The sequence below is a fragment of the Cytobacillus sp. FSL M8-0252 genome, assembly GCF_038007345.1.
In the GTDB taxonomy this organism is placed as follows: Bacteria; Bacillota; Bacilli; order Bacillales; family Cytobacillaceae; genus Cytobacillus; species Cytobacillus kochii.
This window is the reverse complement of sequence record NZ_JBBOWZ010000001.1, coordinates 4,226,975-4,249,335: the sequence shown is the minus strand read 5'-3', so window position 1 is coordinate 4,249,335 and position 22,361 is coordinate 4,226,975. Positions and strand designations below refer to the sequence as shown.

The window sequence follows — 22,361 nt, the reverse complement described above, 5'->3', positions numbered from 1 at the left end:
GGTTTCTCTCCTCCTTAATTGTAAACCCTTACAAGTTAGAATATTAAATTATGAATACGTAACCATTTTTTTGTAAAGCGATTCCACATGAGTCGTTCAAGCTCATATGGAAGAGGGTAAGGGATTATGCTTTCAAAATGGTTACGTATTCATTTTTGCAAAAATAAAAACTATTGATATGCCTTTGTTGTTTTCCTATTAAATACTTTAACAGATTCAGTGATTTTCACGCAACTGTTTTTTTTATTTTCAATCATTTCAATCAGTTCATTGATGGCTAGAAAACCTAAATTTTGCTCAGAGATACTTCCGACGGTTGTTAACTCGATACTACCGTGTTTACTTAAGTCAACATTATCGATACCGACTACGCTAATATCGCCTGGGACACGAAAACCGGCCTTTGTTGCTTCATCAATTGTTTGTAGAGCGATTGCATCTGTTGCAGCACAAATAGCTGTCGGTGGAGTCGGTAATTGCATCAGTTTTTCAAATGCTTCTTTTACCGCTTGTTTTGATGTATTCGTTTGAATCACATATTGCGATGCAAGGTATTGAGTGTTCATCCCTTCAACGAAGCCATCGTATCTATTTTTAAATGTACTAACGGTAGAGGGACCTCCAATCCAAGCAATTTGTTTATGACCTAACTCTAGCATATGACGAGCTGAAAGTATGCCAGCCTGAAAATTATCGATTTCAACAAAATGTTTATTATTAATATGTTTTCGATTATATGTAATAAATGGTATATCCATTTTCTCAAACTTCTCGAAAATAGGATCATCAAGTAAGATACAGGACATCACGACTCCATCTACCTTATTTTCAACTACTGAAGTATATGCCTCATTTAATTTCTCATCATTCACAAATTGAACATGCACACGATAACCTTTGCTATTAGCGTAATTAACAATTGCAGCTGTTGTATCGACAAAAAAAGGATTATGAAGGGGTCCAGAAAGTAACGCAATCGTGTTTGTTTTATTTTGTACAAGAGAACGGGCATGGGCATTAGGAATGTAATGAAGTTCTTCAATCGCAGCCATCACTTTATCTACTGTTGGTTTTTTGACTAGGTTTGGAGTATTAAGTACACGTGATACGGTCGTTTGAGAAACGCCAGCATGTTTGGCAACATCCTTAGAAGAGACCATCTAGTTTCCTCCTTTCAAGAAAAACTGTGCTTCCTTATTTTATCAGATTCCCATGGGAGAGAGAAGTCAAAATGACCTAGATTAAGTACCAGTGAAAAGGGTAAGCAGAGAGTATGAAAGGAAGCGAATAAAATGAAAAAAACGATGATTTTAGTGTTTACGAGTATTTTATTGTTTTCTGGCTCTGCTGTGTCGGCTAAAACAATCCATTCATTTAGCGACCAGACAACAATTTATGATTATATTGTCTCTGAAAGCTACAGTAAGAACGGTGCAAAGGTAGCCGTTATTGGCAGTAGTGTTGCTCGTGGGAAAGGGGCATCTCATCCGATGTTTTCTTGGTTTCGTTTATTAGAAAAGGAAGTGCGAGAACGCCATTTGCCACATAAAAAAAAGCTGTCATTTCATAATTTTGCTAAAAGCGGTTACACCTTAAATATGCTACTTAAGGATGGAACGGTTGAAAAGTTGGTAAAATCAGAGCCTGATTTGGTAATGATTGAAACAGGTGTCGTTAATAGTTATCAATATCATCAAAGCATAAAAGAAACGGAGCAAGCGATTGAAAAAACCGTTGATAAAATTAAAAAGGCCACTCCTGATACGAAAATTCTTTTTCTTTCTCCCAATCCGACAACTGTTCTTTATAACGGAAAAATTGATAATAAGCGCAATCATTCTTATCAAGACTATTTAAAAGCAACAGAACAGTATATTAAAGAAAACGAGTGGCCATATATAGATATTTATCGACCGATGGCAAAAAGAATGGCGGACAGTTCCATTGATTTACAAGACACATTGGCAGATGGGGTGCATCCGAATAATATTGGTTACTATATTTGGTTTCAAGTAATGAATGAGTACTTCAATCAGCCAATCCCGTGGTAAAATGAAAGAAAACCTCGGAGCTGATGAATGTTGAAACAACAATTAACTTTAATGGAAGCATATATGATTGAGCTGTTACGTAATCAAGGTGTAACGGATGAAGAAATTATAAGAAAATCTTTGTCAAAGGAAGTGACAGAGTGGAGGAAGTATAACGAGCAGTTCGATTTTGAACAATTAGCTCATCTGGCCCAAAAAGATGAGGCAAACTTTGTTTCAATGATTAACAATGGTTACCGCATCAAATTCCTTACCTTCCCTGGCTTGCAACGCATGTTAAGTATGAAGTTCGGATTAGAGAAAGACCAAGATTACACGCTTGTAGAAAACGGAGTAACTAATGTAAAGGTAAGTGAGGAGCAATTAAACGAGATAGAAAAAGTTTTATCGCTCAACTGGAAAATAAAGAGGGAAAAAACTTCGGTTTCTATCCAAAATGGCTAAAGAAAGATAGCATTCGTTTCTTCATTAGGCGAATGCTTTTATCATTTCTCTTTACTAGAAGACCATAAATAATAGAATATAGAAAAGAATAAAGAAGCTCCTATTGCGTATGGTATGGGAGAACGAAAAAGAATTAATAGACAAAAGGGCATGGTAATCAGAATGGTTTTTTTCCAAAACAAGCAATGATCTTCCTTTCCAAAAAAGGTTGAATATGTGAAAGAGAAAACTTAGGAGGAAATATCACTTGATGAATTATAAATTTTCACCTGAATTAAGCCAGGCGATTGTTGATGGGATATTAAAAGGATATAGGCATTACATTCATGAGCGTGAACAGAAGAAACGTGAAATGCTTATTAGTACAGGTTATGCATGGGTAAAAGGCAATCATATTGAAGATGCCGTAGCACAAGAATGTCGCAAACTTGGGATTCAATTTGAATTTTCTAAAGCCGGTTATGCATGGGGTTATCTTAAATTCGAAAATAAGGCAACAAACTCTTTATTTATCATTAAAAGTGGAGGACCTTCACCACAATCATCACCGAGTCGAAAAGAGGAGCACTATTTAGTTGAACTCTCCAAGATTAATCGTCATATTGATTGGCAGCAATTAGAACAAATGAATGAAGTAGGAGAACAGTTAATGTTAGAAGACGTCACTTCTCAGAATTTTGAACAATTAAGCTTCGGTGAATTCGATTCTCTTAAACAAACGTTTGATCAATTTTATATTGTCTCCTATGAAATGGATGAAACAAAACTATTATCAAAAATTCAACTGCTTATGCCAACTCCGGGCATGAAGAAAATTCATTTAGTTGAAGACTGGTTACCTCTGGCATTTCATTCATCTTATCATATTACAGAGATTGAAGTAGAAGGAATTAGAGGAGAATAACAGGAGGGCTATCTATAGGAGATAGCCCTTCTTAATTATTGTTTTTGTTCTTTTATCCAGTGAGTAATGGTATCGATGATCGTTTCTTGTTGTTTCTTAATAGAAATGTCGGCTGGGTTGTCACCAGATTGTTCTCCGTATACACCAAAATAGGCATGGTTTCCTCCTTCGATTTCTACGAAGTCTGCTTCATCTGGAAGAAAAACCTTCTTCTCGTCAACTTTAGCGGGCGTACTTAGTCCATCATTTGAGCCACTTATGGATAAGACAGGTAATTGCGAATTTGTCAGTGTATCATTATCAGAGGCATAGGCACCCAGTAGTATTAAACCATGTACTTGATCTATGTTTTTATCGGCGTACATGGCTGCTGCTGCACCACCCATTGAATGGCCTCCAACAAACCAATCTACATCTTTATACGTACTAATGATTTCGTTAGCTTTAGAAACATCAAGTATGGCGATGTTTAGTGTTACATGTGGTATAGCGATAAATAGATTTTCTTTAGCTAATTCTTGACCGATATAAGCATAAGCTTCGGGTTCTACTTTTGCACCCGGATAAAGAATCAGACCTATTTGACTATTAGGGTCACCGAATAAGAGCCAATCATCTTCAACGCTTATTTGGTTGTCTACGGGGATCGTTGGCTCATTCACTGAATGATAAGTGAGCTGAGTCCAGATGAAAAATCCACCGATTGCTGTAACTACTAGAGCTGATAGGATAAGGAATACTTTTGATTTGATTATTTTCTTCATAATTTGCCTCTTAAGTTGTATTTACTTTTTGAAAAATTTGTACAGCGTATAGATAAAAATAACGATTAATAAAAGGATGAGGATCATCACAAAGGTTTTCACAGCATCATTAGGTGTTTCTGCATATATACCAATGTATGCCCAGATGAAAACAAGTGTATAAATAAAGTCTTTAAATCGAATAGAGAAAACAATCGCTAATATTGTAGCAACTGCTAACATAATAAAGGTCCAAGTCACTTCATTCAATCCGAGAAAAACAGTCTGTTCCATCCCTACAAACCAAACAAATACATTTAAAATACTTGCTACAGAAACCCAACCAATATAAATGGAAAATGGTAGTTTTTCAAAGAAAGTATGAGTGGTATCGTTTATTCTGCCATAGATCAGAATTAAGGTGACAAGTAAAGCAAAAATGATGATTACTGATGTAAGTAGTGCTTGAGCAGTAAAAGCTAGAATCCAACAGCCATTTAATAAAAAGTTAAGAGCTGGTAGGTAGCTAGTTTTTACATAAACAGCATCACCTTTCACGAAAAAAGCTCTGATAATCCAAATAAATAAAAGGAAATAAATGAACCCCCAAATGGAAAATGCAAAACCAGCAGGTTGTAATAAAGGTTGGTTTGCATCAGCAACATTGCCAACATTTGTAGCGGACCAATAATTTAAGAAAATCATTATAGCGAAAGTAATAAGGTAGACAATACCTAGTTTCTTTGACTGATTCATGAATGAGCCTCCCCTTGATAAATAAAATGATGGTATTAATTGTAATACCCTAAAGTGAACGGTAATAATCATAGTTATCTACCATAGGGAAGGCGAAGTGACATATGTCTTAATTTGATAGTAGTTGTTTTATTTTTTCCTCAAAATCACTTGGTTTGTCTGTAGGACCGAAGCGCTCTACCACATTACCATTTTGATCAATGAGAAACTTAGTAAAGTTCCATTTAATGCTTTTGCTCAGAAAACCTTTTGCTTCTGTCGTTAAATAATTGAATAAAGGGTGTGCTTCTTTTCCATTCACTTTAATGATTTCATGCATAGGAAATGAAACACCATAGGTCATCCGACAAGCTTCACTCGCTTCCTCAGCAGAGTCGAGTTCTTGTTTAAATTGATCCGAAGGAAATCCTAATATAACCAGTCCCGCATCTTTATATTTTTGATATAGGTTCTCAAGTTCTGCAAATTGTGGGGCCAAACCACATTTTGTTGCGGTATTGACAATTAGTAATACCTTGCCTTCATATTGCTCCAATTGATAATTGGTACCGTTTTCGAGTTTTACGTTTATATCATATAAATTCATTTTTTCTCCTCCCCGTCATTTAATTGAGATAACAGTGTATTCAATTCTTGTAATTTTAATTTGAATTGGTCATCAAATATAGCAAATGAATCCCATTTTGTAGCCTTAGTTGCAATCATTTCTGATATCGTACTTTCGGAGTTTCTTCCTTTTGTGGTCAATGAAATGACTACAGATCTTTTGTCCATTGGTGAGGGTGTTTTCGTTATATAATCTTTTGTTACTAGTTTAGAAATAATGGGGTTTAAGGTACCAATCCCTAACGATAACTTTTCACTTAATTGTTTAATAATCATATGATCATTTTCCCACAGAGCGAGTAAGACAATATATTGAGGGTAAGTGAGGTCAAACGGTTCCAGTGCTTTCCGGTATAACTTAGTATATTGATTTGTTGCTTTATAAATAGCGAAACATAATTGATTCTCTAAGGTCTGTGCTTTTACTTTGGCCACCTCCTTATTTACATCTTACACGATACATTATATATCGGGTACGATGTAAATGCAAAAATAAGATGACAATTAAATCATATGTAACAGTTGTTTTCAGTTTCTGTAAATTCCTCCTTTACAATAACTCAGTGATGTTATAATACGAGCAATAATTGTAAGGAGGTCCATTTTCATGATACTTCAAGAAGAAATTAAAGGACTAACGACGAAAGTATTTGGAAAAAACAATCAACTAATATACGATGAAGAATCGTTTATTTTTAAAAATGCTGAATTAAAAATCACTGGTTCAAATAATAAAATCCATATTGGAAAAGGGACAAAACTATCCAATATATTAATTCACATACGAGGTTCAAATAATGAAATTATGATAGGGGAAAATACCGACTTAATTGGTCATATATTATTAAAAGGCAAAAAACAATCAATTAAAGTGGGTGACCGAACGACCTTTAAGAATGTCTATCTATTATCACAAGAAGGAAAGAATATTTCCATTGGAGCGGACTGTATGTTTTCTTATGATATAGCCGTGAGAACAACAGATGCTCATTCCGTTCTTGACCTTGAAACAAATGAAAGATTGAACGGTGCAAAGGATGTGGTCATTGGTAATCATGTTTGGGTTGCTGCTAGTTGCTTGATCTCCAAAGGCGCGGTGATTCCCGACGATACGATCATCGGAGCAAGATCAGTTGTTACTAAACCTTTCTCCGAAGCACATACAACCATTGCAGGCTCTCCAGCTAAGATAATCAAAACAGGGACAACTTGGAGTCGAGAGCGATTATAGGAGTGGAGTGATAATTATGATGAATTTCATTTCAATAATGAAGAGCCTTATTATATTTCAAATGTAATAAGGCTTAAAATTTATAAATTAAATGGAATAGTGCTTATTGGTCAAGCTTAAGTGAGTAGTATGATAATCTTATAATCTCTTGAGTTATCAGTTGAGTTTGTATTATTCATACTTTACCAAGTTTTGCAGGAGTACAATTAAAGGAGTTAGAAATGCGTGGAAGGTCGTAAGAAAAATAGAATAACTTTTACTCTTGATTATTTAATATATCCAAGTTACAATTGGATATATTTTTCAATATAGGAGTTTTGCCTCGATGTTGGTATTTGTTCTTAACTAATCAACCAATTTTATATGGTTCTTTCTATTTACATGGAAAAATCCACTTTTTGAAGTGGTTTGTTTGCCTTGGACAAAAATAGATGAATCAATATAGGTTAAGAACACAACGGCCATCCTTAATTTATAATTGACTACAAAAGCCGTGCTCGTTTGCACGGTTATATTTTTTACTCTCACGTTAGAAATAGGTTTTTTTAACGACCGGTATCATTCTGACAAAAAGTCATTTGGTAGTCAATATCCTAAAAAGGACAGAAGATGGACTATATGTTCATTTTCTGTCCTTTTTTATTTGGGATTAAGTATCTGTTTGGATGACGTGTGTGTTTATCCACAATGAATAAAGCACATTAAAATATCGACAATAAGAGAGTGATTCCATGAATAATTATATTGAACAAGTTAATGCAAAGGTATGTCTTCAAGAGGGTCCTTTGGTAATTGAACAACTTTTGGTTGAATGTTTTATACAACCTGGGATATCAACAAAAGAACTAGCACGAAAAGTCCTTCTTCCAGTTCCAGTGGCTACTGCGGTTAAGAAGGAACTTATAAAGGCAGGTGCATTAATCCAGGATCGTGGGGTGCGTTGTACCTATAAAGGGCTTTCATATATCGAAAATGAATTAGGATATGATGGATTAGACAAAGCCTTATATCAAAGGCTTATGACTAATGAGACAGATTGGAAGGTAGAGCTTGAAGGTATATTATCGTTACTAACAAGGTTATTTCAATTACGCCCACAAGTTAATGTGCAAATTGATCAATCAAAATGCACACCCGAAACAAGTTTGCGTCGGGCAATACTTTGCCTAAGAGAGCATGCGTTGATAGGAAAAAAAATCTTGTGTGTTGGTGATGACGACCTAGTCAGTGTGTCGCTCGGCCTTCTTCTTAACCGGTTATTTCCGGATAAGAGGAATAAAAAAACCATGATTACCGTCATAGATAATGATTACCGATTCTTACAATATATTCTTCATATAAATGAACGAGAAGGCCTATCTATTAATGACCTTCATATGGATTTGCGACAATTACTACCAGAGTATTTTCACGAACAATACGATTGCTTTTTTACAGATCCGCCTTATACGTTACAAGGAATGTCTTTGTTCCTTTCTCGCGGAATAAGCGCTTTAAAGAAAGAAAAAGGCTTCCCAATCTTTTTGTCATTTGCCCATAAATCACCAGACTTTATGCTGGCATTGCAGCATGAGCTAATACACATGAGTCTCTCAATTAAAGAGATTATAGTAAATTTTAATGAATACGAAGGGGCACAAATGATTGGAAATAAAGGACAAATGATCGTTCTTCAAACAACAGAATCAACGAAGCCTAATATTATAGGTCGATTCGAAGATGCAATCTATACAGGTGAGGTAAGGCAAACAATCCGTACTTACCAATGTAAGTCGTGTAATAGAGCAACCCTTGTTGGCATCCAGGGAGACTTTCCTACAATCGAAGCGTTGAAAAATCAAGGATGTCCGGTGTGCAATCAAAATAAATTTGTGTTAGTAAAAAAACAAGTTAGGAGGAAATGAAGTTGAATAATATTGATATGAAAAATTTAGGACTTACTGAAGAATTTATACAGGAGTCTAAAAAATATAAAGACCTTTTTATTGGTAGAGTTTCATCACAATCTAAAAACTTATATAAGGTAATCACAGAAAAAAGTGAGATAGTTGCTGAGATCTCTGGTAAATATCACTATAATGTAAAAGGAATTTCTGAATATCCTGCTGTGGGAGATTTTGTAATGATTGATAGAACAAATAATTCACAGGGGAACGGAATTATTCATCACATACTTTCACGAAAAAGCGCATTTGCACGTAAAATGGCAGGAACTAAAGAAGATATACAGATGGTAGCTACAAATATTGATACGGTTTTTATTTGTATGTCATTGAACGATGATTATAATCTACGTAGACTAGAGCGTTACCTTTCTATCGCATGGGATAGTGGTGCAACACCGGTTATTGTACTTACAAAATCAGATTTATGTAATGAAATAGAAGCAAGGCTTAATGAAATATCTTCTATTGCAATAGGTGTAGCAGTACATGTTACAACAAGTGTTTCTGATGAAGGGTACCATTCCTTAAAAAGTTATCTCTCTAGCGGTAAGACAGTAGCGTTTATAGGTTCATCTGGAGTTGGAAAATCAACCTTAATCAATTGTCTGATAGGGCAAAAAATATTAGATACGAATGGTTTAAGAAATGATGATAAGGGCAGACACACTACTACAAGACGAGAACTGATTATGTTGCCAAATTTAGGTGTTGTTATAGATACCCCCGGTATGAGGGAACTTGGGATTATAAGTGCAGATTTAACGACATCCTTTTCTGATATTAATCAACTTGCTTTTGATTGTAAATTTAATGATTGTACACATCAACATGAGCCGAACTGTGCAGTACAAAAGGCAATTAAAGATGGTTTTTTGTCTGTTGAGAGGTTAGAAAGCTATTGGAAACTAAAAAAAGAGACTAAGTATCAAGGTTTGAATTCTAAAATGATTGAAAAAGAAAAGACAAATGAAATGCTTAGTAGTATGGGCGGCATGAAAGACTTTAGGAATTTCAGAAAGTCCATCAAAGAACAGAGTAGAGATAAAAAAAGATGAAGTCTAAGAAATGATTAAAATAAAGAATAGGGTAACATCTCCATGTTGAGCTGTTACCCTATTTTTTGATAGATAGGTTGTATAGTTAAATAGGATTTTTATTTTTGAAATAGTGTACATAAACTGAAGGACGAGATTGACACGCAATATCTTATGAACATAGAAAGAATAAGTTCAGAAGATAAAAGAACTGAAAAATGGCTCTATTTCTTCCAAAATGATCCATTTAATAGAAAATATTTAATACAAATGTTGATAACTCTTATTTAGATATCGTTATCTATTCACATCTACCAAAAATTGCTATACTTAAGAATAGACCAACCATTATACATTAAGTACCTCAAAAACTCTTCCATTCCAAAATTTGAAATGCAGGTGAAGCTTGTGTTAATTAAAGATTCTTGGTTTACTGTGCAATTAATTGATAGTAAAACGTATGCGATTAGTGAATATGGCCACTGGGAAAAAGTACATTCGTTTTTACTCATTGGTGAAGAAAAAGCGGTACTCATTGATACAGTACTTGGAATAGATAACATTAAACGTATAACCGATCAATTAACTTCCTTACCTATTGAGGTCATAACAACGCATGTTCATGTCGATCATATTGGTGGACATGGATTGTACGATACGATTTACGTTCATGAGCTAGATAAAGACTGGTTAATTAATGGTATTAGTGGTCTTACGCTCCAACAAATCCGCACTGATATACAAAGAGATATTACAATCCCCACCCCAAAAACATTTAATCCTGAAACGTATCAGCCTTTTACAGGAGAGCCGACCGCTTTACTAGCGGATGGTGATGTGCTGCAATTAGGGAATCGAAAACTTAAGATCTATCATACGCCAGGACACTCACCGGGGCATATTACTATTTTTGATGAAACATATAACTACCTATTTACAGGTGATTTATTGTATGATACCGAGCCTATATTCGCTTTTTATCCTTCGACGAGTCCCTCTGATCTCGTACGATCAATTGAAAAAATAGCGCTGATTCCCAATGTTGCAAAAGTGTTCGGATCACATCATACATTAGGATTAGCACCGACTGTTTTGCAGGAAGCATATGATGCAGTTCAGTATTTAAAGAGTCATCAATTGGATCAATTTGGGACAGGCATACATTCCTTTCAACAGATAAGTTTCCGATTTTAGACAGAAAGAAGGGTGAATGGTGAAAATATACATGACAAGACATGGTCAGACAGAATGGAATAGAGAAAGAAGGCTACAGGGAAGATTAGATTCTGACCTAACAACAATTGGGAGGGAGAACGCCAAATTATTAGGAGAACATTTAAGCAAAGTCCCGTTTGATGCGATTTATGCCAGTCCAAGTGGAAGAACGATGATGACGGCGAGCCTGATTAAAGGCAATCGCCCAATTAAGATTTTTACTGATGAGGATTTACAAGAGATTTATATGGGAAGTTGGGAGGGGCAGCAACAATCAGATGTAGAAAAAAAATACGCAGATGAGTTCCATGCCTTTTGGCGTGCGCCTCATCTCTATCATCCAACAGAACGAGAAAGTTTTCAGCAAGTACAGGATCGAGCAGTAAAAGTGCTAAAAAGAGTGATGGCAAACCATAAGAATGGAAATGTTTTGCTTGTAACACATACGGTCGTAATTAAAACGCTTCTTGCCTACTTAAAACAAATACCTATGGAAAATCTTTGGGATGCCCCGTACATTCATGATACTTGTCTTTCAGTAATTGACATTGTAAATGGTCAGAAAAATATCCTATTGGAAGCAGATATGTCTCATCTTCAACCGGACCAATATGAATTCACTTAGGGAGGTTACGTTGTGCAGAGAGAAATGACGGAAGCGGGTCATCTTTTAAATGATAAAGGGGAACTTGTTCAAGCAGGGTATGCAAAACAGCTCCTGCTTACATATGATCGAAAGGCCATCAAGGCTCAAGCGTGGAGAATAAAGGAATGGGATTATTATTTAGTTTGTAATGATGATTTTGGTGTTGCTCTGACCATTGCCGACAATTCCTACATGGCTTTATTGAGTGTGTCTTTTCTTGATTTTAAGCGTGCTTCTTATCGAACGACAAGTATGATGAAGCCTCTTACATTTGGGAAGTTGAACTTACCGTCGACTTCAAAGGAAGGCGATATTGTTTACCAAGATAAGCGAATTAAGCTGTCTTTTTCGCATATAAAGAATGGTAGGAAATTATGTTGTCATATGAAAAATTTCGATGGTAAAACTGACTTTGCCTGTGACATTGATTTAGTTAATGAGGCTAAAGATTCTATTGTAATGGCTATTCCATTTAAGGAAGATCGACAAGCGTTTTACTATAATCAAAAGATCAACGGGATGCGTGCAAAGGGCAGTGTCAACTATGGGCAAACAGAATATCAATTTCAGGAAAAGAACAGCTTTGCTACATTAGACTGGGGCAGGGGAGTATGGACATATAAAAATACGTGGTATTGGGGATCAGCATCTGGTGTTGTCGAGGGGAAAACATTCGGCTTTAATATCGGCTATGGTTTTGGCGATACTTCACTTGCCAGTGAAAATATGCTCTTCTATGATGGAGTGGCCCATAAACTGGAAGAGGTTACTTTCCATATCCCACAAAATAATGGAATCTTTGACTATCTCTCACCTTGGCGATTCACTTCAAGCGATGGAAGATTCGAAATGGACTTCATCCCCATTTTAGATCGTAAAGACCACACCTCGGTCATAGTTATTTCTAGTGATCAGCATCAAGTATTTGGTCATTTCACTGGTAAAGCGGTATTGGATGATGGAACAACCATTGTACTGAAAGACTTTCTTGGTTTTGCTGAGAGGGTGGAGAATAAATGGTAAGAAAAAGGTGGCTATTATGGGTTGGTTAAATATAGGGAGTCTGGTTTTAGGCATAGTTGCTTGGATCCTACCGTTGCTTAATCTTAGTCGAGAACAAGAAAATGCCAAACGGTGGATGACGTATTCATTTTTAAGTTTCATCTGTTGTAGTACGGCTATTTTATTCCAATTAATGGTACAGAAATTTCTTGTAGAAATAGAAGATTTTAGTGCCTTGATGGATATAACCAGTTCAGCTGTCCTTGCTTCAAGTGTGCTTTTAATCGTGACAATTCTATTGAATGTATTGGCGTGGGTAAAATATACGAAAACGATATAGAAGGGGAATGAAGGTGGGTCGATGATAAACGGAGAATTTATCAAAGTGTGGAGTCATTACTTATCGCGTCTTTTAAGTGATCGTTTTTATGAACTTATCCTTCCCCTCATTGTTCTCGGTATTACTGGTTCTCCTATTGTAACGACGGCTGTATTAATGGTGCAAAAGGCGGCATCGATTCTCTTTGCCATTCCAGTGGGAACGTTTATTGAAAGAATCAATGTGGTGACTGTAGCTTGGGTTGCCAATTTCGTATACGGCTGTTTGTTATTTTTTCTTTCTTATATTTTCGCTAGAGGTATAGGGGACCTATGGTTGATTACTATCATTATATTTTTACTCGGTTTTGCTGGTCTTGTTATTCAAATTGCCCAACAAGCAATGATTCCCCGCATTGTTTCGAGAGAAAGGCTTTTAAGTGCGAATAATTTACTTGAGGCAGCGGATGCCATTGTTACATTCATTGGCCCAGCCTTAGGTGGCTATCTCCTTGCAACATATGGTGGCTCGACTACCCTCATCATTTGTGGCACGCTCTATCTCGCAGCCATGCTTTTGCTTATTTTCATAAAATACAATCATCAACCAACGGTGAAAAAACAACAAACTTTAGTAAAAAGTGTAAGGACTTTTATCGAAGAATCGAAAGCAGGAATGGGCCATCTTTTTATTAATACGCCACAAATGTTAATTACTTTAACAGCGATATCTCTCTCTTTTAGTACCACCTTTATCATCCTCAGTGTCATCATGCATGCAGATTTAACGCTATCTTTTTCAGAAACACAAATTGGACTGTTACTGTCATGCGCCGGTATTGGTAATCTGCTAGGTGTTTTTCTCATGCCGCGGTTTAAGCAAATGAATTGGCTACCTTTCCTAGGTATCCTCATGGCTGTCTCAGGGGTTGGGATTATATTTTTGACCACTAGTCATTTTTATTTGATGTGTTTGGGGATGGTTCTATTTGATGGTGCGCTATCAATGGGATTTGTTGTCCAAATCTCTGTCCAACAAGGAATTACACCCGATCATTTAATCGCTCGCGTCAGAAGCGCAGTACATGTTCTGACAAGTCTTACCGGAATGCTCGCTACTTTCTTAGCAGGGGTGATAACTGAATGGAACACTTATTTGCCCTTCTTAATCGGGACCACAATATTAAGCTTATTATCTCTGTTTCTATTCAAATATAGAAACAATGGTGTGAGGCTAAGTGAGATGAGACCACTGGATTGAAGGAAAATAGGGATAGTGGAGGTAATTAGGGAAAAGAAAGATAAAAAGAAGTGTTGGGAAATGTGAAAGTTTCAATACGAACACAGCTAGGATGAAAAGCAGAACGATGGGTTGTCAAATTGGAGATACGAACACAACTCGTATGAAAAGGAGGTAGGTGAGTTGCCAAAATGGGAATACGAACATAACTCGGATGAAAAGCAGGTAGATGAGTTGTCAAAATGGGAATACGAACACAACTCGTATGAAAAGGAGGTAGGTGAGTTGCCAAAATGGGAATACGAACATAACTCGGACGAAAAGGAGGTAGGTGAGTTGTCAAAATGGGAATACGAACATAACTCGGATGGTAAGCGGTGAGATGAGTTGTCAAAATGGGAATACGAACATAACACGGATGAAAAGCAGATAGATGAGTTATCAATTTAGGAATGCGAACACAACTCGTATGAAAAGGAGGTAGGTGAGTTGCCAAAATGGGAATACGAACATAACTCGGATGAAAAGCAAGTAGGTGTGTTGTCAAAACGAAATCCGAACACATCCCAAATGAAAAAGCAAAAAGATGTGGTGACGGACCTAAAATAGTCATGAGAAAAAGAAAGTGGTAAGATAGATTGCCAAATTCGTGATGACAAACATAAAAAGTGACAAAAATGCGCTGAGTCGAAATCCCCCATTCCCCTAGTACAAATGTTATCCCCTCAGTTTGAACCTCCCCAATCACCTCCAAACGCTACTTATCGCCACAAAAAAAGACACGGAGAAATTTAATTTTGGAATTCCCTCGTGTCTGATTCTAGCTTGCCCTTATTTATAGACAGCAATCGCTGATTCGGCAAGTTTTTGAATGGTGATATTGTCCATTGGCGGATTATGAAGACCAGCACGGACGTCTCGGTAATATCTTTGAAGTGGATTATTACGTTGTAAGCTTTTTGCTCCTGCGACACGCATCGCTTTATCGACAACGGTAAGTGCTGCATGTGTGACTTGGTATTTAGCAACAGATAGTTCGTTTTCAATATATTTTCTTCTATCTATATCATCGTATACTTCGGCCACGTGATAGAGTAGGTGTCTTGCAGCAAGCAAAGCGGCATCGATTTCACCGAGAAGTGTTTGTACATTCGGTAATTCACTAATAGACCCCTTTATACTATTTGGTTTATGCTCTAAGGCAAATTGTACGGCATAATCTCTAGCTGCTTGAGCAATTCCGAGATAGCAGGCGGGGATATGTAATACCCATCCATTTAAAGATTTTCCCCTGTCAGCAATTGTTTCAACGAGTGCCTCTTCAGGAATGACTACTTGTTCTAATACGAGATCATGACTTCCTGTTCCTCTCATAGCCACGACGTCCCATGTTTCGTCAATAGATAATCCTGGCGTATCTTTATGAATTAAGAAAAAGCCAATCGTTTGTTTCTCCTCTATCCAGGCAGAAGTGAGAAAATAGGTTAAAGCAGGCGACATGGTTGTAAAATTTTTACGGCCATTAATAACCCACGAACCTTTTTGGCGCACAGCAGTTGTTCCGGGTCTGCCACCTCTTGTCGGGCTACCTGTTTGTGCTTCGCTCACAGACCGGTTCACAAGTGCGCCTTTTTGTACATCATTTGCAAAAGAGGCAAGTTGTTTCTCTGTCCATAATTGCTTTTCATAGATTTCACCTAATCCACCAACATGCCAGCCGATACTTAAGGCAGTGGCACTATCGTAGGAAGCAAGGGTTTCTTGGAAAAGAACCATGTCATACACACCAAGCCCCTCACCGCCATATTTTTTAGGTAATGTCACTTTTGTATAACCTAATTCCACTAATTCACGAATATTCTCATGAGGGAATTTCGCCTCTTCATCTATCTCTTGTGAACGACTAAGAAACGTCGCTTTTTTTGTCTGTAATGCATGTAACCACTTTCTCTGCTCTTCCGTCTTCACGAATAATTGTGAAACCAATGTCTCTTCCTCCTCTAATGAACGATCTAATCCCTACTTCCTTTGTTGGTTTAAATGTTAAACAAGTGGTTCAGGTTCGTCAAGGAGGGGATACTGGTTTGTTGAAATATTTAAAAAATAATAAAATTCCGACTTTACATATAGAAATTGTTTTGTTAATCTTTTTTTATAAAATTCTAACACCGATGCAGTAATGCAGGAAAGTGAGGTTTAAATGATCTTACTGAAGCATATTCATAAAAAGTTTAAAAATAACCATGTATTAAAAGGTATTGATTTAGAAGTATCCAAAGGGGATGTTGTTACAATTATTGGTCCGAGCGGTTCAGGAAAAACAACGCTCCTTAGATGTGTGAACTATTTGGAAAAACCAGACGAAGGAACAATATCAATCCATGATTTAACGATACAAACAAAAAAACCAGTAAAGAAAGACATTCTCCAATTAAGAAGAAGGACGGCGATGGTTTTTCAACACTATAATCTTTTTGAGAATAAAACGGTTCTAGAAAACGTCACAGAAGGTTTAATCGTCGCACAAAAGAAATCGAAAAAAATAGCGAGAGAAATCGGGATAGACATTCTAACTAAGGTAGGTTTAGCAGATAAGATCAATGCGTATCCGCAACAACTTTCTGGAGGTCAAAAACAAAGAGTGGGGATTGCCCGGGCGTTAGCGCTCAATCCGGACGTTATATTGTTTGACGAGCCAACTTCAGCACTTGACCCGGAAATGGTAGGAGAAGTGCTAGAAATTATTCGAGAAATAGCTAGTGGTGGGGTTACGATGATGATAGTCACCCATGAGATAGATTTTGCTCGTGAGGTTTCGAATAGAGTGGTATTTATGGATGATGGCCAGATTATCGAACAAGGGCCGCCTGACGACATTCTTATTCACCCGAAACAAGAGAGAACAAGGAAGTTTTTAAAAAGAATAATGAAAGAACCAGACTTTACTATCTAAGAGAATGGAGGACTAAAATGAAAGGGTTAAATATTGCATTTTTAATTATAATAAGCGTTTTATTCATTGCTGGGTGCTCGTCTTCAAGTAATGGGACAACTGAAGATGGTAAGAAAGTTATTACTGTCGCCATAAGTGACGAGGTGAATCCACCATTCCTATATGCGGACGATAATAATGAGCCAATTGGTTACGATATGGATTATTTGAAAGAAGTAGAAAAGAAATTAGAAGACTACCATTTTGAATATGTTTGGGGAGAAGAGGAAGCAAATTTAGTTGGCGTGGATACAGGCAAATATGATTTTGCGATTAATTGGTTTTTTAAAAACCCTGAAAGAGAAGAAAAGTTCCTTTATCCAGAACAGGAATTTGGTTATTCACTCACTTCTCTCGTAACACAACCAGATCGTGAAGATATCAAAACATTAGAAGATATGGTAGGCAAAAAATTAGCACCGATGTCTCCTAGTGGTGGTTTAAGAACAATATTAAATAGTTATAACAAAAACAATCCTGATGAGCAAATTGATATTGAGAGTATTGAATTTCCTTCTAATGCAGATAACCTAGAGCGGGTTAATGATGGTAAGGATGATGCCATGTTTATTAATGTAACAACATTCAATGCTGTCCAAAAAGAGTTGGATTTAAATTTGAAAGTGGCCGGGATTGTGTCAAAAGAGCCTGTTTATGCCGTCTTTAATAAAGAACACACAGAATTAGCTAAAGAGTTCGATGAGGTGACGAAAGAGCTTATTGAGGATGGTACCTTACCAGATTTGGCTGAAAAATGGTTTGAAGTCAATTTCTTCGAGAACTTAGATTATATCAATGAGGAAAACTATAAATTTAATCCGTAATCACATCGAATTACGGATTATTCTTTGTTATTAGAAAGGGGAGAAGGTTGAATGTCTGTGGTGAATGATTGGTTTAGTTTGTTTATACAAGTATTAGATAAGCTACCAATCACCTTATTTATGTTACTCATTTCATTAGTTTGTTCATTAGTCTTAGGCGTAGCTATAGCGATTATCCGTATTAAGAGATTCAAAGTACTTTATCAAATCGCAACATTTTATCTCTCATTCTGTCGATCGACACCTTTATTAGTGCAATTATTTCTTGTTTATTTTGGGTTACCACAGCTGTTATTAGCTTTTCAAATTGATATTAATAGTATGGATCGGATGATTTTTGTTTTAATTAGTCTCTCCCTGCATAATGCTGCTTATCTTTCAGAAGTTGTACGTTCTGCCTATTTGGCAGTTGGTGAGGATCAATTTGAAGCAGCATATAGTGTAGGAATGACTTATACACAAGCATTATGGAGAGTGGTGTTGCCTCAAGCCTTCGTTTTATCTTTACCGAATTTAGGTAATAACATTATCGAGCTATTAAAAGATACTTCCTTAGCATTCACGATTGGTATTATCGATATTATGGGTCAAGTAAGGATTATATTAGGTAATAACCATGGTATAGGTATGTTTGAGATTTATGTCGTCATTTCTCTTATATACTGGGGCACTTGTATTTTAATAGAAATGGTCATTAGTACATTAGAAAAGGTTTTAAAGAAAGGAAAGATCAGTTTATCCAAATTATAATGAAGGAATGAACACTTAATGCCTATGATCAATTTTGAATTTGCTATTGAGCAGATTCCTGAGGTTTTAAAAGGGGTGCCTATCACCTTAGCGATTGCTGTTGTTGCAATGGTGTTTGGATTGATATTCGGTCTGCTAATTGCTCTTTGCCGAATTTATCGCGTCCCTATCCTTAATCGCCTCTTCATTATTTATATATCATTTATTAGAGGTACGCCATTATTGGTACAATTATATGTATTCTTCTACGGTGTGCCTGTTCTATTAGAAAAAATGAATCAATCTTTCGGTACAGCCTATAATGCTGATCATATTTCACCACTGCTTTACGCTTTTATTGCATTCACAATTAATGTATCAGCTTATCAAGCAGAAATTATGCGGGCATCCTTAAATGCTGTACAAATCGGACAAATGGAAGCGGCCCATTCTGTGGGAATGACTACTTTTCAAGCGTTAAAAAGAATTGTCCTCCCGCAAGCTTTCTTAGTGGCCTTACCAAACTTGGGAAATACATTTATTGGTTTAATAAAGGCGACCTCACTAGCATTTGCGGTAAAAGTTGTAGAAGTGATGGCACTGGCAAAAATCATTGCTAATGATGGTTATCACTTTTTGGAAATGTACTTAGTCGCTGCTCTGATCTATTGGTTGATTTGTTGGTTATTGGAAGTGCTATTTACCTATATAGAAGGAAAAATGAGGAATAAAGAGATAAAGCAAAAGAAAATGAACACAACGTTTAGTAAAGATGTTCCTTTAAGAGTCTAAAGCTAAAATGAAGTCTACGGGCTTCTTTTTTTTGGAAAATTTCATTCAGTACCTTGCAATGTATAATACTACCTGCTATAGTATGATTACAGAATTTAATAACACATATTGTTTAGTACTATATAATATATAGTAGTGGAAGGAGGAAGAAAATGAACGTCCAGTTTAAGAAGGGTGTGCTCGAGTTATGCGTCTTAGTTTTGCTTGATAAGCAGGATCATTATGGATATGAGCTCGTACAGAAGATATCTGATCAAATTCAAATATCTGAAGGTACGGTTTATCCATTATTGCGCAGGTTAACGAAGGAAGAGTATTTTACAACTTATTTACAGGAATCTAAAGAAGGTCCACCAAGAAAATATTATCAGTTAACAGATAAAGGACGCATCTATTTACAGGCGTTGTTAGCAGAGTGGTACGAATTTACAAACGGGGTTAATCATTTAATAAAAGAAGGTGTTAAAGATGAATAAACGGGAATTTCTCATCACCTTAGAAGCGGAATTAAAAGATATTGATAAACAAGAAAGAATGGAATTACTTCAAGATTATGAAGCCCATTTCGAATTTGGATTAGAAGAAGGGAAAACAGAGGAGGAAATTGCTAAAGATCTCGGTTCACCGAGAGGCATTGCTAAGGAGGTTAAGGCGAGTTACCATATCGAGCAAGCAAAAGGTGATGGTGGCATCCAAAATATTTTGCAGGCGACATTGGCTGTCATTGGATTAGGTCTATTTAATCTAATCATTGTCCTCGGTCCCTTCCTTGCCATCGTTAGTATAATCTTTTCCGGTTGGATTGTAAGTTTTGCAGGTATTATTTCACCCTTATTAGTGCTCATCGACATTTTTATAACCTCATCATTTGAATTAGTGAACTTATTTGCTGCTATTCTTTTTTGTGGGTTGGGGTTATTATTATTGGTCGCTATGATGTATGTTACTAAATTCATGAAGAAAATTTTTATTCGTTATCTTTCTTATAACGTCTCGATTGTTAAAGGAGGTATGAAGGGTGATTAAGAAGTTATTATTAATTGGTGGATTGCTCGTTTGCGTTGGTGGAGTCGGGTTTGCGTTTACCTATGGGCAATTGCAAGCAGAAAATGTTTCGGAGACGAAAACAATTGAAGAAGCCTTTAACAATGTAGAGGTTAAAACAGATAATGCCCAAGTTATCCTCGCTCCAACCGATGGCGAGGCAGAGGTGAGATTAAGTGGTGAAATGAAAGGAAAAGAACATGAGGATTTCAAAGTATCCGTTGCAGGAGATACTTTGAAAGTAGAGCATCAAACGGATAAAAGGACGTTTCGCTTATTTAGTTTTGATTTAGAAGAGTTTAATAAACAAATAGAAGTTTATTTACCAAGAGAAGCATATGAAGAAATAAGTGTCAAAAGCAGCAATGGTGTCATAGATGTATCGGAGTTGAATGCCAATCAAGTCATATTAGATACGAAGAATGGAAAGCTACGATTAAAGCAACTTGATAGTGATTATATTCATGCAAAAACGAGTAATGGTGCAATCATTGCAAATGATATACAAGGTGAAATAAAAGCTCAAACGAGTAATGGAGCTATCCAAATGTCACTACCAACTATTCACTCTCCGTTAGACTTAGCCACTTCCAATGGTGCGATTATTGTTGAGGTAGAAGAAGCAGTTAACAATACAACCATCACAGCTAACACGAGCAATGGTTCGGTGCAAATCCTTGGATCGAATGAAGGAAATCGAACCATTGGTGACGGGTCGGTAGAAGTGAAGTTGAAGACAAGTAATGGGAGAATTGAATTAACGGAAAAATAAGGAACGTAGGAGGCAGTCCCTTGAGGCTGTCTCTTTTTTCTCGGTGAAACCTGTGTGTGGAAAATATTGTAATATAGTATGTTAGGAGAGGGTGTCCCGGTGATTAAGAGTTGCTAAAAGGAAGGAATGTTGTACTCGGCTAGGAATTGAGGGGTAGTATAGAAAAATAAGTAATCACGACACTCAGACAGGAGGGAAAAACGAATGCGGTGTGCGCAAAAGCAAAGGAAAACTCAGTGCCAACAGCGTGCAAAAGGGAGATACGCGCAAAAAACAAAGGAAAACTTAGAGTCAACAGCGCGTAAAAGGGAAATACGCGCAAAGAACAAAGGAAAACTTAGAGCCAACAGCGCGTAAAAGAGAGATACGCGCAAAAGCAAAGAAAAACGCAGAGTCAACTGCGCGCAAAAGGGAGATACGCGCAAAAGCAAAGAAAAATTTAGAGTCAACTGCGCGTAAAAGAGAGATACGCGCAAAAGCAAAGAAAAACGCAGAGTCAACTGCGCGCAAAAGGGAGATACGCGCAAAAACAAAGGAAAACGCAGAGCTAACTGCGCGTAAAAGGGGAATACACGCAAAAGCAAAGGAAAACCCAGAGTCAACTGCGCGTAAAAGGGAGATACGCGCAAGAGGAAAGAAAAACTTAGAGTCAACTGCGCGTAAAAGGGAGATACGCGCAAGAGGAAAGAAAAACTTAGAGTCAACTGCGCGTAAAAGGGAAATACGCGCAAAAGCAAAGGAAAACTTAGAGCCAACTGCGTGCAAAAGGGAAATACACGCAAAAGCAAAGAAAAACGTAGAGTCAACTGCGCGTAAAAGGGAAATACGCGCAAAGGCAAAGGAAAACTTAGAGCCAGTTGCGCGTAAAAGGGAGATACGCGCAAAAGGAAAGGAAAACTTAGGGCTAACTGCGCGTAATACAGTCTTATGCATATGGTAATTCCTCTTCTTGTAGAAGGCGACTTCTGACCATGCAAATAAAGTGGTAAGAAATTGCTGCCACAAGTATATAAAAAGAAGCATTCACCGCCCTCAGTAAAACCTACACCCTCTTAGACTCTAAGAGTGGATT

26 protein-coding genes are annotated in these 22,361 nt (G+C 36.7%); 19 read left to right on the top strand and 7 right to left on the bottom strand.

Annotation, left to right across the window (positions count from 1 at the left end; all coding sequences use genetic code 11):
- Positions 1-170: 170 nt before the first annotated feature.
- Positions 171-1,160, bottom strand: coding sequence for a LacI family DNA-binding transcriptional regulator (locus MKX83_RS21525; protein WP_307316020.1), 990 nt, complete (start codon positions 1,158-1,160; stop codon positions 171-173).
- 132 nt (positions 1,161-1,292) lie between these two features.
- Between MKX83_RS21525 and MKX83_RS21520 the strand changes: the two genes are divergently transcribed.
- The 3 genes from MKX83_RS21520 to MKX83_RS21510 all read left to right on the top strand — a co-directional run bounded on the left by MKX83_RS21520 (position 1,293) and on the right by MKX83_RS21510 (position 3,399).
- Complete coding sequence (locus MKX83_RS21520) at positions 1,293-2,051, top strand: SGNH/GDSL hydrolase family protein (protein WP_341057870.1); 759 nt, start codon at positions 1,293-1,295, stop codon at positions 2,049-2,051.
- Between the two features lie 27 nt (positions 2,052-2,078).
- On the top strand, positions 2,079-2,495 hold the full coding sequence (locus MKX83_RS21515; protein WP_341057869.1) for a hypothetical protein: 417 nt from the start codon (positions 2,079-2,081) through the stop codon (positions 2,493-2,495).
- A 250-nt stretch (positions 2,496-2,745) separates the two neighbouring features.
- Positions 2,746-3,399 carry a spr1630 family ClpXP-sensitive toxin gene (locus MKX83_RS21510; RefSeq protein ID WP_307316013.1) on the top strand — a complete coding sequence of 218 codons (654 nt, stop codon included), beginning with the start codon at positions 2,746-2,748 and terminating at the stop codon, positions 3,397-3,399.
- Positions 3,400-3,434: 35 nt separating this feature from the next.
- On the opposite strand, the gene MKX83_RS21505 is transcribed toward MKX83_RS21510, so the two are convergent.
- The 4 genes from MKX83_RS21505 to MKX83_RS21490 all read right to left on the bottom strand — a co-directional run bounded on the left by MKX83_RS21505 (position 3,435) and on the right by MKX83_RS21490 (position 5,939).
- The gene (locus MKX83_RS21505; protein ID WP_341057866.1) at positions 3,435-4,163 is read right to left on the bottom strand and encodes an alpha/beta family hydrolase; all 729 of its coding nucleotides are present in this window, start codon (positions 4,161-4,163) and stop codon (positions 3,435-3,437) included.
- Between the two features lie 21 nt (positions 4,164-4,184).
- Complete coding sequence (locus tag MKX83_RS21500; protein ID WP_224937239.1) at positions 4,185-4,898, bottom strand: tryptophan-rich sensory protein; 714 nt, start codon at positions 4,896-4,898, stop codon at positions 4,185-4,187.
- A 109-nt stretch (positions 4,899-5,007) separates the two neighbouring features.
- Positions 5,008-5,484, bottom strand: coding sequence for a glutathione peroxidase (locus MKX83_RS21495; protein WP_224937238.1), 477 nt, complete (start codon positions 5,482-5,484; stop codon positions 5,008-5,010).
- Positions 5,481-5,939, bottom strand: a complete 459-nt coding sequence (locus MKX83_RS21490) for a MarR family winged helix-turn-helix transcriptional regulator (RefSeq protein WP_341057865.1) — start codon at positions 5,937-5,939, stop codon at positions 5,481-5,483. The genes MKX83_RS21495 and MKX83_RS21490 overlap by 4 nt, the downstream gene beginning before the upstream one ends.
- A gap of 172 nt (positions 5,940-6,111) precedes the next feature.
- Between MKX83_RS21490 and MKX83_RS21485 the strand changes: the two genes are divergently transcribed.
- The 9 genes from MKX83_RS21485 to MKX83_RS21445 all read left to right on the top strand — a co-directional run bounded on the left by MKX83_RS21485 (position 6,112) and on the right by MKX83_RS21445 (position 14,517).
- On the top strand, positions 6,112-6,735 hold the full coding sequence (locus tag MKX83_RS21485; RefSeq protein WP_281202723.1) for an acyltransferase: 624 nt from the start codon (positions 6,112-6,114) through the stop codon (positions 6,733-6,735).
- A gap of 731 nt (positions 6,736-7,466) precedes the next feature.
- Entirely contained in the window at positions 7,467-8,639 is a 1,173-nt protein-coding gene (locus MKX83_RS21480) for a bis-aminopropyl spermidine synthase family protein (protein WP_281202722.1), read from the top strand.
- A 2-nt stretch (positions 8,640-8,641) separates the two neighbouring features.
- Positions 8,642-9,736, top strand: a complete 1,095-nt coding sequence (gene rsgA / locus MKX83_RS21475; RefSeq protein ID WP_341057859.1) for a ribosome small subunit-dependent GTPase A — start codon at positions 8,642-8,644, stop codon at positions 9,734-9,736.
- Positions 9,737-10,108: 372 nt separating this feature from the next.
- The gene (locus tag MKX83_RS21470; protein WP_341057857.1) at positions 10,109-10,909 is read left to right on the top strand and encodes an MBL fold metallo-hydrolase; all 801 of its coding nucleotides are present in this window, start codon (positions 10,109-10,111) and stop codon (positions 10,907-10,909) included.
- Between the two features lie 31 nt (positions 10,910-10,940).
- A complete protein-coding gene (locus MKX83_RS21465) occupies positions 10,941-11,555 on the top strand; it encodes a histidine phosphatase family protein (RefSeq protein WP_341057854.1) in 615 nt (204 codons plus the stop codon).
- Positions 11,556-11,567: 12 nt separating this feature from the next.
- Positions 11,568-12,599, top strand: coding sequence for a DUF2804 domain-containing protein (locus MKX83_RS21460; RefSeq protein ID WP_341057853.1), 1,032 nt, complete (start codon positions 11,568-11,570; stop codon positions 12,597-12,599).
- A 16-nt stretch (positions 12,600-12,615) separates the two neighbouring features.
- Positions 12,616-12,918, top strand: a complete 303-nt coding sequence (locus MKX83_RS21455; protein WP_341057850.1) for a hypothetical protein — start codon at positions 12,616-12,618, stop codon at positions 12,916-12,918.
- A 21-nt stretch (positions 12,919-12,939) separates the two neighbouring features.
- Complete coding sequence (locus tag MKX83_RS21450) at positions 12,940-14,157, top strand: MFS transporter (RefSeq protein WP_341057848.1); 1,218 nt, start codon at positions 12,940-12,942, stop codon at positions 14,155-14,157.
- 162 nt (positions 14,158-14,319) lie between these two features.
- The gene (locus MKX83_RS21445) at positions 14,320-14,517 is read left to right on the top strand and encodes a hypothetical protein (protein WP_341057844.1); all 198 of its coding nucleotides are present in this window, start codon (positions 14,320-14,322) and stop codon (positions 14,515-14,517) included.
- Between the two features lie 450 nt (positions 14,518-14,967).
- Here the strand turns inward: MKX83_RS21445 and MKX83_RS21440 are convergent, their stop codons facing one another.
- Positions 14,968-16,122, bottom strand: a complete 1,155-nt coding sequence (locus tag MKX83_RS21440) for an acyl-CoA dehydrogenase family protein (RefSeq protein WP_251162192.1) — start codon at positions 16,120-16,122, stop codon at positions 14,968-14,970.
- Between the two features lie 214 nt (positions 16,123-16,336).
- Between MKX83_RS21440 and MKX83_RS21435 the strand changes: the two genes are divergently transcribed.
- From MKX83_RS21435 to MKX83_RS21405, 7 genes are all read left to right on the top strand, one after another.
- Complete coding sequence (locus tag MKX83_RS21435) at positions 16,337-17,089, top strand: amino acid ABC transporter ATP-binding protein (protein ID WP_251162191.1); 753 nt, start codon at positions 16,337-16,339, stop codon at positions 17,087-17,089.
- A gap of 17 nt (positions 17,090-17,106) precedes the next feature.
- Positions 17,107-17,952, top strand: a complete 846-nt coding sequence (locus MKX83_RS21430) for a transporter substrate-binding domain-containing protein (RefSeq protein WP_224937225.1) — start codon at positions 17,107-17,109, stop codon at positions 17,950-17,952.
- Between the two features lie 51 nt (positions 17,953-18,003).
- The gene (locus MKX83_RS21425) at positions 18,004-18,702 is read left to right on the top strand and encodes an amino acid ABC transporter permease (protein WP_224937224.1); all 699 of its coding nucleotides are present in this window, start codon (positions 18,004-18,006) and stop codon (positions 18,700-18,702) included.
- 18 nt (positions 18,703-18,720) lie between these two features.
- Positions 18,721-19,473, top strand: coding sequence for an amino acid ABC transporter permease (locus MKX83_RS21420; protein WP_341057840.1), 753 nt, complete (start codon positions 18,721-18,723; stop codon positions 19,471-19,473).
- 152 nt (positions 19,474-19,625) lie between these two features.
- Positions 19,626-19,949 (top strand): PadR family transcriptional regulator, encoded by a 324-nt coding sequence (locus MKX83_RS21415; protein ID WP_095371757.1) that lies wholly within the window; start codon positions 19,626-19,628, stop codon positions 19,947-19,949.
- The gene (locus MKX83_RS21410; RefSeq protein ID WP_224937221.1) at positions 19,942-20,499 is read left to right on the top strand and encodes an HAAS signaling domain-containing protein; all 558 of its coding nucleotides are present in this window, start codon (positions 19,942-19,944) and stop codon (positions 20,497-20,499) included. Before MKX83_RS21415 ends, MKX83_RS21410 begins: the two co-directional genes overlap by 8 nt.
- On the top strand, positions 20,492-21,289 hold the full coding sequence (locus MKX83_RS21405) for a DUF4097 family beta strand repeat-containing protein (RefSeq protein ID WP_341057835.1): 798 nt from the start codon (positions 20,492-20,494) through the stop codon (positions 21,287-21,289). The genes MKX83_RS21410 and MKX83_RS21405 overlap by 8 nt, the downstream gene beginning before the upstream one ends.
- Before the next feature lie 291 nt (positions 21,290-21,580).
- Here the strand turns inward: MKX83_RS21405 and MKX83_RS21400 are convergent, their stop codons facing one another.
- Entirely contained in the window at positions 21,581-22,222 is a 642-nt protein-coding gene (locus MKX83_RS21400; protein ID WP_341057833.1) for a hypothetical protein, read from the bottom strand.
- Positions 22,223-22,361 lie beyond the last annotated feature (139 nt).